General features: G+C 42.4%; 9 protein-coding genes and 2 pseudogenes. 6 read left to right on the top strand and 5 right to left on the bottom strand.

What is annotated here, in order from left to right; genetic code table 11:
• Positions 1 to 194: pseudogene (locus IM496_RS01535) on the top strand (hypothetical protein); the annotation flags it as partial.
• A 94-nt stretch (positions 195 to 288) separates the two neighbouring features.
• Here IM496_RS01535 and IM496_RS01530 read toward each other — a convergent pair.
• Complete coding sequence (locus tag IM496_RS01530) at positions 289 to 1437, bottom strand: substrate-binding domain-containing protein (RefSeq protein WP_287661025.1); 1149 nt, start codon at positions 1435 to 1437, stop codon at positions 289 to 291.
• A 220-nt stretch (positions 1438 to 1657) separates the two neighbouring features.
• On the opposite strand from IM496_RS01530, the gene IM496_RS01525 reads away from it, so the two are divergent.
• Together IM496_RS01525 and IM496_RS01520 are read left to right on the top strand one after the other, a co-directional pair.
• Positions 1658 to 2683: a cyanophycinase gene (locus IM496_RS01525; protein WP_194015753.1), complete on the top strand. Its 1026-nt coding sequence runs from the start codon at positions 1658 to 1660 to the stop codon at positions 2681 to 2683.
• Between the two features lie 77 nt (positions 2684 to 2760).
• Positions 2761 to 3363 (top strand): chromophore lyase CpcT/CpeT, encoded by a 603-nt coding sequence (locus tag IM496_RS01520; protein ID WP_194015751.1) that lies wholly within the window; start codon positions 2761 to 2763, stop codon positions 3361 to 3363.
• Between the two features lie 11 nt (positions 3364 to 3374).
• Here IM496_RS01520 and IM496_RS01515 read toward each other — a convergent pair whose 3' ends face one another.
• Positions 3375 to 3548, bottom strand: coding sequence for a hypothetical protein (locus IM496_RS01515; protein ID WP_002739017.1), 174 nt, complete (start codon positions 3546 to 3548; stop codon positions 3375 to 3377).
• 153 nt (positions 3549 to 3701) lie between these two features.
• Between IM496_RS01515 and IM496_RS01510 the strand changes: the two genes are divergently transcribed.
• Positions 3702 to 4070, top strand: a complete 369-nt coding sequence (locus IM496_RS01510) for a hypothetical protein (protein ID WP_287230929.1) — start codon at positions 3702 to 3704, stop codon at positions 4068 to 4070.
• Between the two features lie 43 nt (positions 4071 to 4113).
• Positions 4114 to 5925, top strand: coding sequence for a sodium:solute symporter family protein (locus tag IM496_RS01505; RefSeq protein ID WP_287661023.1), 1812 nt, complete (start codon positions 4114 to 4116; stop codon positions 5923 to 5925).
• Between the two features lie 145 nt (positions 5926 to 6070).
• Here the strand turns inward: IM496_RS01505 and IM496_RS01500 are convergent, their stop codons facing one another.
• From IM496_RS01500 to cynS, 3 genes are all read right to left on the bottom strand, one after another.
• Positions 6071 to 6208, bottom strand: a complete 138-nt coding sequence (locus IM496_RS01500) for a hypothetical protein (RefSeq protein WP_002738535.1) — start codon at positions 6206 to 6208, stop codon at positions 6071 to 6073.
• A 33-nt stretch (positions 6209 to 6241) separates the two neighbouring features.
• Positions 6242 to 6889, bottom strand: a complete 648-nt coding sequence (locus IM496_RS01495; RefSeq protein ID WP_002738682.1) for an NAD(P)H-dependent oxidoreductase — start codon at positions 6887 to 6889, stop codon at positions 6242 to 6244.
• A gap of 161 nt (positions 6890 to 7050) precedes the next feature.
• Positions 7051 to 7488, bottom strand: a complete 438-nt coding sequence (cynS, locus tag IM496_RS01490) for a cyanase (protein WP_287661021.1) — start codon at positions 7486 to 7488, stop codon at positions 7051 to 7053.
• Between the two features lie 185 nt (positions 7489 to 7673).
• Between cynS and IM496_RS01485 the strand changes: the two are divergent.
• Positions 7674 to 7907: pseudogene (locus IM496_RS01485) on the top strand (photosystem II q(b) protein); the annotation flags it as partial.

The raw sequence follows: 7907 nt of genomic DNA, 5'->3' as shown, positions 1-7907 counted from the left end.
TATCAGTTATCAGTTATCAGTTATCAGTTATCAGTTATCAGTTATCAGTTATCAGTTATCAGTTATCAGTTATCAGTTATCAGTTATCAGTTATCAGTTATCAGTTATCAGTTATTAGTGAGCAGTTATCAGTTATCAGTTATCAGTTAGGTAAATGTATTTTTAACCTCAATATTCTCACAGAATTTTTCTAGTATCTCCTGATACCAAATCCAGTTATTAAAGACTGATTATTTATTCCTCCTGTTGCCTTTTGCCTGTTGCCTGTACTCAACGAAGTTAGTATGACTATACTAACTGTCGCATTGCTTGCCACAACTGCTCGTATTCTTGCTCGGTTGCTGGGGATAAAGGGTTTAAAAAATCGCTTTTTTTGATCGCTTCTGGATTAACAAGTAAAGGATTATTTCTAATATCTGGGGAAATTTGGTCGGGATTTTCAGTGAGAATTAGGGGGGATAATCCGGAGGTAAATAAAGAAATTTTAGTGGCGGATTCTGGTTGCCAACAAAAATCAATCCATTGCTGGACAAGAGAATTAGGAGTAGTTAAAACTGGTTTTACCCACACATCTGACCAGAGAGAAGTACCGGATTTGGGGACAACAACTTTAATTTTCTTATAGCGATCGCTCACTGGTAAAATATCATTAGACCAACCCACAGATAGCCAGACATCACCGAGTATCAGGGGTTGTAAATAATATTGAGAACTATAAAATCTTACCTGTTTTTGTAAAGCGAATAGCTGGTCTTTTAGTCCCATTACTTGTTTTAAATCACTAGAATTATAAGAATAACCCAATTTTTTTAGGGTTAAACCGATGACTTCGCGACGATTATCAATTAGGGCAATTTTACCGGTTAATTCCGGTCGCCATAGATCAGACCAATCCTGTGGTCGCCAGTCAAATTGAGCGAATTTTTCCTCATTATAGGCAATTAATGTCATTCCCCAACGGTAGGGCGCACCCCAGACTTTTCCCTCTGTTTGCGGTTGTCCTTGAGCATTGCGAGTCATGTTTTCTTGCCAACGGAGGGGCAGTTTTGACCAATTAGAGAGTTGAGAAGTATCTAGGGGTTGAATTAAACCGTTGGTAATCGCTTTTCCTAGCCAAGCATCCCCTAGGGTGACTAAATTACCCATCGCTGGGTTTTGTTCCCTAAAAGGGACAGGAATCGGAAATTGTGAGGCTGGTTGCTCCTGATTTTGTAACCATTTTTCCAACAATTTTAATAGCTCTTTCAGCTGCCTTTCCGACTGAAAATTGACTTTTTTTCCGGCAATAGTTTTCCGAAAATCTGTTAGTAATCGCGGCGGAATCGAACCAGATAGGAGAAAAATGCTCGGATCGCCGCTTCCAGAAGCGCAGCCACTTAAACCCCCCGCTAAGGCGATTGTACCTAATCCTTGCAAAAAAGAACGTCTATTTAACATATCGCCTGCCGATTCCCAACTTTAACAGTAATAATTGCCAGTTTCTAGGCTTGAATTATTATAGGACGATTTTTAACAGAATGTAAACTAGGGAGTTTTGCGGCTACCGATTTCAGCTATAGAGAGGCTTTGTTGTTAACTTTTATGGTATAAAACTCTGATTTTGTCCTAGTTGAAGCTAGGATAGAAGGAGTAAGCTAAGGGGCGAGGGTATAAGACCATGTCCAACAATCATGATCGAGATTTCCATTATTCTTGTCGTTGTGGAAAAGCCAATTTTCAGTCTGTAAAACATCGATCGGGTATTTTATTAATCGGGGGAGCGGAAGAAGGTAAGTTAGGAGAAGATCAAGCGACAAAATGGTTATTAAATCGAGCTAAAGGCGGTAATTACTTAGTGTTGCGCTTTGGCGATCTTGGCGGTCAAGCCGATTGGATTTGCGACAATTATCCCTCCCTGATCGGCTCAGCAGCGGAACTATCAATTGATAGTCGTGAAGGGGCGAATCATCCTGATGTTATCGAATATATTCGTAATGCCGATATCCTTTTTTTTGCTGGTGGTGATCAAAATCAGTACGAGGATTTGTGGGAAAGCACAAAGGTGGAAACAGCGATCAATTATCTGATCAACGACAAAAAAGTTCCCGTGGCGGGAACCAGCGCAGGAATGGCTATTCTGGGGGATTTTTACTATGCGCCTACTCACGAAGGAGTACTGAGTTCAGAAATATTAAATAATCCCTTTCACTTCAACACTAAAGACTTCTATCGGAGTGATTTTATTCGGGTTCCTTTTCTCAAAAAAGTGGTGACAGATACCCATTTGGATCGACTCAATCAAGATCATCCCGAAACAAGATATGGTCGCCTTTTTGGTTTTTTAGCCCGTAATGTACACGATAATCACAATCAACTACCTGCCTACGCTATCGGTTTAGAAGAAGGAGCTTTTCTGGCGATCGATGAGGATGGTATCGCCAAAGTCTATGGCAACGGCACCGATAAGGGACAAGATGCCTATTTTCTGCAAACTAACAGGACTCTACCCGAACAGATGGAGCCGGATCGACCTTTAATCTGGAATAATAACGGTCAAGCGGTGAAAGTCTACCGCATCGCGGGAACTCCCTCCGGCAGCGGTAAATTTGACCTCAAGGATTGGTCTAGTGCTGCTGGCGGTCGCTGGGAATATTGGTACACTAAAGGGGGAATGGCTGGGTTTAAGCGGGTTTTGGTAGCCTGAAGGTCATTTTTGTCAAAAAAGTGAGTTCTATGGGTGTTAGGATTAATTTTGAGGCAATAAGGAGAATTTTTTGACCTATGACCCCTGAATTAATCACTTTCGGTCGGTATCTCGCGGGTGAATTTGAAAATCAACGGCAAGCGCAAGCAGAACCAGTGTGGTACGTTCACCTGCGTTTATGGTTGCGTCCGTTGCTTTTATTTCGGGAAGACAGCATCGCGCTTTTTGCCGAACAGGCAAGTATCATCAATTTAGACCAACCCTACCGACCGCGACTGTGGCGATTAACGCGCTCGGAATCGGGAGGGTTAGAGGTTAGGCATTATATGTTTAATGACCTGAAATCCGTGCAAGGTGCGGGCAAAAATCCCGATATTTTGCGAAAAATTAGCTTAGAAGACCTAACTTTCCTGCCTACTTGCACTTTAGCTGTCCAAGTCCATACCCTCGCTGATCATCAATACCAGTTTATCGCCCAACCGCAACCGGAACAGCGCTGTCAGTTCACCTATGAAGGGACAACCTATCAGGTGTCTTTGGGTTTCGAGGTGACGAGTCATAGCCTAAAAACCTACGATAAAGGTCTAGATCCCGGCACTGGTAAGGGAATTTGGGGCGCTCTGCTCGGCCCCTATCAATACGAGAAAAAACAGGATTTTTCGGCAGAATTGGAGGTGTGAGGAAGATTGCATCACATTAGGTCAAAATGACGGCAGATAACACCGCAAACAGCCGCTAAAGCGGTAATTCCTAAAGCTGTACCGATGTCTTGTCCTTGATTGACGGCAAAAGAAGTGACGATTCCTGCACCTAAACCGGCGGTGATTGCTGCTCCGAGAAAATCTTTATCTGAGTTTTTATACATAGAGATAAGGCCAAATTTCCACAAAATCGTGCTTTTTACCTTATCATCCTCTTTTGAGCAACTAATCACTTGGGGGCGGAATTGCAATCAAGCTTTAGATTTAGCCACGTTTCTTAACATTAAGTTGGGTCAGATAGATAGGAGGTAAAATCGATGAAATTAGCTAAAATCTCTTTTTCTGGCTTTTTAATGCTGATTATCTCCCTTTTGCTAATACTGAGTTTTGTTAATGCCAGCAAGGCACAATCGGATACGGCGGTAAGATCGGAGTTAATTAGTCTCCGCAATCGAGTTGAGCGCCTTGAAAGTCAGGTCCGAGGAATAACCATCCGCGGGGAAAATGCCGCTCCCATTCCCCAACGGCGATCGGGAACGGGTATAGTAAATGGGGAAGTAGTCGGGGAAAGTGACCCACTGTTCCAGCGTTTAGCCACTTTAGTAATTGAATTAAAGGAAGATTTAAAAAAGCTAGAGCAACGGGTGCAAATCTTAGAAAAAGAAACCGTTAGCCAGAAATCGTAGTCAATTGATGCTATAACGATCAAAAGTTAAATTGATCCAAACTATGCAGTTAATTGATTATGTAATTGTGCTGCTTTATCTGGCAGGAACCCTAATAATCGGGATTATCGCCGAGAAAAAAGCTTCTCAAGGTCTAGAATCCTACTTTTTAGGTAATCGCAATTTGCCCTGGTGGATGTTAGGGGTGTCGGGAATGGCGGCTAACACCGATTTAGCGGGAACTATGGTCATTTCTGCCCTAATTTACGCGGTCGGTCCTAAAGGACTATTTATCGAAATCCGGGGCGGTGTTGTCCTAATTATGGCCTTTCTCATGGCTTTTATGGGTAAATGGAATCGCCGGGCCCAAGTTATGACCATGGCGGAATGGATGCAATTTCGCTTTGGACCAGGAAAACAGGGTAATTTTGCCCGAATTATTAGCGCCATCGCCATTCTCTTATTCTCTATCGGTACGATGAGTTATTTCTCCGTTGCGGGGGGGAAATTTTTAGGGCAGTTTCTGGGTATGGATGATCGTCTTGCTTCGGTGATATTAATTCTTTTAACCTTGATTTATACGGTGGCCAGTGGTTTCTATGGTGGGGTAATTACCGATTTATTTCAAGGGTTTCTGATTTTTGTGGCGGTCATTTATGTATCGACAGTGGCCTTTTTTACTGTTAATCTTCCCGATAGTTTCACGGTAGCAATTCCGGGGGCAGCAGAGCCAAAAACTTGGAATTTAAGCGACTGGTCTAGTATTTTCCCTTCGATGACTTTGGATTTACCCGGAGATTATGCCATCTTTAATTTGTTTGGTGGGGTGATTTTCTTTTATTTAGTTAAAACCATCATCGAAGGTTGCAGCGGCAGCGGTGGTTATATGTTACAACGATACCTAGCGGCCAAAAGCGATCGAGATGCCGGTTTATTATCTTTATTCTGGATTATTCTGCTTTCTTTCCGTTGGCCTCTAGTCACAGCTTTTGCGGTTTTAGGTATTCACTACGGTTTAACCGAAGGCACGATTACAGATCCAGAAAGAATTCTGGCCACGGTGATTACTCAATACATTCCGGTGGGGATGAAAGGGTTATTAATTGCTGCTTTTTTAGCGGCGGCTATGTCCACTTTTAACGCAGTTATCAACGCTAGTGCCGCCTATTGGGTCAAAGATATCTATCAAGCTTTTTTGAAACCGAATGCGGGAGAACAGGAGTTAGTTTTTCAAGGTCGTTTGGCCTCGGTTTTTGTGGTCATAATTGGCTTAGTTTTGAGTTTTAATATCCAAAATGTCAATGATATTTGGGGTTGGTTAACCACGGGATTAGGGGTAGGATTAGCAGTTCCTCTGCTATTACGTTGGTATTGGTGGCGCTTTAATGGTTATGGTTTTGCCGTGGGAACTTTAGCGGGAATGATTGCAGCTATTGCTTCACAAGCGATAATTTTACCTTTCTTTCGTCACAGTCAATATCAGGAACTTATTCTCTTTCTTGTACCGAGTTTGTTCGCTTTAGCTGGCTGTATTATTGCTACTTTGTTAACTCCTCCCACCGATAGTTTAGTCATGGAAAATTTCTATAATGTTACCCGACCTTTTGGCTTTTGGGGAGAAGTCCGTCAAAGTGTTAAACCTAACCTACAGGCAAAAATTAAAGCGGAAAATCAACGGGATATCATCGCCGCTTTTCTCACCGTTCCTTGGCAATTAGTCCTGTTTATGATGGGGATTGTTTTAATCATCAAGCAGTGGCAAAGTTTGAAGATTTTGGCTTTGGTTTTTCTTTTGCTTTCTATCGGTCTCTATTTTACTTGGTATCGACATTTATCTAAGGAAATTACCGTCACTAAAGACCGAGATTTAGGTTAGGCAGTTATCAGTTATCAGTTATCAGTTATGAGTAAGATCTCGTTCCCAGGTTCTACCTGAATACTATTTTAAGGCAGAGCCTTAGATATTGTGTTCCAAGGCAGAGCCTTGGAACAAGGGAAACTCGCAATCCAAAATCTAAAATCTAAAATCCCAAAAAGAGTGGAGGAGCGGGTATCATTTCTCCACGAAAATCTAGTAATTGCACCAGAATTAAATAAGCAATCGCGATCGCAATCGAAATCGCTCCAGTAATGATCGCAACCAGTTTTCCTCGATTCATAAACAATCCCTCAACTGATATAGTCTTATTGTACTAATGCCAGACAATAACCTCATCGCGATCAAAGCGAACTTTCTTCAACAGTTGATATTTGTCTTCTAAGGAGCGATAGCCGAGAGCCACTGCTGCTACTGCTGCATAGCCGCTACCTTCTAATTGCAGAATACGATCATAAGCCGCTGGCTCGATTCCTTCTAGTGGACAAGCATCAATATCGAGCAAGGCGGCGGTTTCCATCAGCATTCCCATCGCAATATAACTCTGTCGCTGAGACCACCATTGAACAATTGCTGAGCGTGGCCCATTAACTAAATCTGACACCATCAGATTCTTATAATTCTCCAGAGAAGCGACATCTAATTCTCGAACTTGAGCTATTTTTGCAACGAATTTCTCGACATATGCTACTTCAATTTTGGTAAGAGTAGCAAGTACCACATAGTGGGAGCAATCCTCTACTTGAGTTTGATTCCAACTGACCGGAGTAAGTGCCGCACGAATTTTTGGATCTTGAACGACAATAAATTTCCAGGGTTGCAAACCATATGAAGAAGGAGCCAGTCTCAAGCTTTCTTCTAAGATAAACCAATCTGCTTCAGAAATTTTTTTAGACGGGTCAAATTTTTTGACAGCGTATCTCCACTGAAGCTTTTCTAAAATTTCTTGAGGTTGAATCGTCATTATATCTCCTGGGCGATTGAGCGCTGGAATCTATTTTAAATTCTCTCAAAATCTGCAAAAAAAAAGCAAGCAAAATTTTGCCGTCAATTGTTAAGTTTGGTTAAGAAAAATAGCAAGAGCGGCAAGGAATATAAATTCCTTACCGTTGACTTTGGCCGGACTCACCACTTCTTATAGGATAAAAACTTACCCGACATGGTAATTTTAACGCGATCGCCTTTAGGGTCTTCTTCCTTATCCACGTCGAGGGTAAAATCGATCGCACTCATAATACCATCGCCGAATCTTTCATGAATCACCGATTTTAGGGGCATTCCATACACCTGCATGATCTCGTAGAAACGATAAATCAGGGGGTCGGTGGGGACAACCGGACCCAATCCCTTGACAGGATACTCGGTTAAGGATGCGACGATTTCGGTTCCCAGTCCCAAAGCTGCCACAATTTTCGTTGCTTCCTCTGGGGAGGCGCTCGCTTGCCGGTAAAAAACAGCGGCAATCCACACCTCATCTCGTCCTAGAATCGCTTCTAGGTCAGCGAAACTCAGTCCTTTTTCCTTCTTCGCTTCCAATAGTTTTGCAGTAATTTCGGGTATCATCGCTTATTTTTGCAGAATTTGTCTGCTTCTAGTTTACCTGAACATCAATTATATAAGTAAAAGTTATGACATTGATAAAAAAACATTTCTTAAAACCCCTTTACATAACTATAAAAAGCCGATAGTATTAACTCATGTCAAACAACGAACCTTGACAACCTAATACATACAGAAATTATCCAACCATGACTACAACTCTACAACAGCGCGAGAGCGCTTCCCTGTGGGAGCAGTTCTGCCAGTGGATCACCAGCACCAACAACCGTCTCTATGTCGGTTGGTTCGGTGTCATCATGATCCCCACCCTGCTCACCGCCACCACCTGCTTCATCATCGCCTTTATCGCCGCTCCTCCTGTAGATATCGACGGTATCCGCGAGCCTGTAGCTGGTTCTCTACTCTACGGAAACAACATCATC

It is taken from the genome of Microcystis sp. M049S2, assembly GCF_020245625.1.
Taxonomy (GTDB): domain Bacteria; phylum Cyanobacteriota; class Cyanobacteriia; order Cyanobacteriales; family Microcystaceae; genus Microcystis; species Microcystis ichthyoblabe_A.
Note: the sequence above shows the minus strand (reverse complement) of the source record. Positions and strands in the feature narration are given on the sequence as shown.

Excerpts from the sequence above, each read along its gene's own strand:
- IM496_RS01530 (WP_287661025.1), bottom strand. The coding sequence starts at position 1,437 with ATGTTAAATAGACGTTCTTTTTTGCAAGGATTAGGTACAATCGCCTTA.
- IM496_RS01525 (WP_194015753.1), top strand. The coding sequence starts at position 1,658 with ATGTCCAACAATCATGATCGAGATTTCCATTATTCTTGTCGTTGTGGA.
- IM496_RS01520 (WP_194015751.1), top strand. The coding sequence starts at position 2,761 with ATGACCCCTGAATTAATCACTTTCGGTCGGTATCTCGCGGGTGAATTT.
- IM496_RS01515 (WP_002739017.1), bottom strand. The coding sequence starts at position 3,548 with ATGTATAAAAACTCAGATAAAGATTTTCTCGGAGCAGCAATCACCGCC.
- IM496_RS01510 (WP_287230929.1), top strand. The coding sequence starts at position 3,702 with ATGAAATTAGCTAAAATCTCTTTTTCTGGCTTTTTAATGCTGATTATC.
- IM496_RS01505 (WP_287661023.1), top strand. The coding sequence starts at position 4,114 with ATGCAGTTAATTGATTATGTAATTGTGCTGCTTTATCTGGCAGGAACC.
- IM496_RS01500 (WP_002738535.1), bottom strand. The coding sequence starts at position 6,208 with ATGAATCGAGGAAAACTGGTTGCGATCATTACTGGAGCGATTTCGATT.
- IM496_RS01495 (WP_002738682.1), bottom strand. The coding sequence starts at position 6,889 with ATGACGATTCAACCTCAAGAAATTTTAGAAAAGCTTCAGTGGAGATAC.
- cynS (WP_287661021.1), bottom strand. The coding sequence starts at position 7,488 with ATGATACCCGAAATTACTGCAAAACTATTGGAAGCGAAGAAGGAAAAA.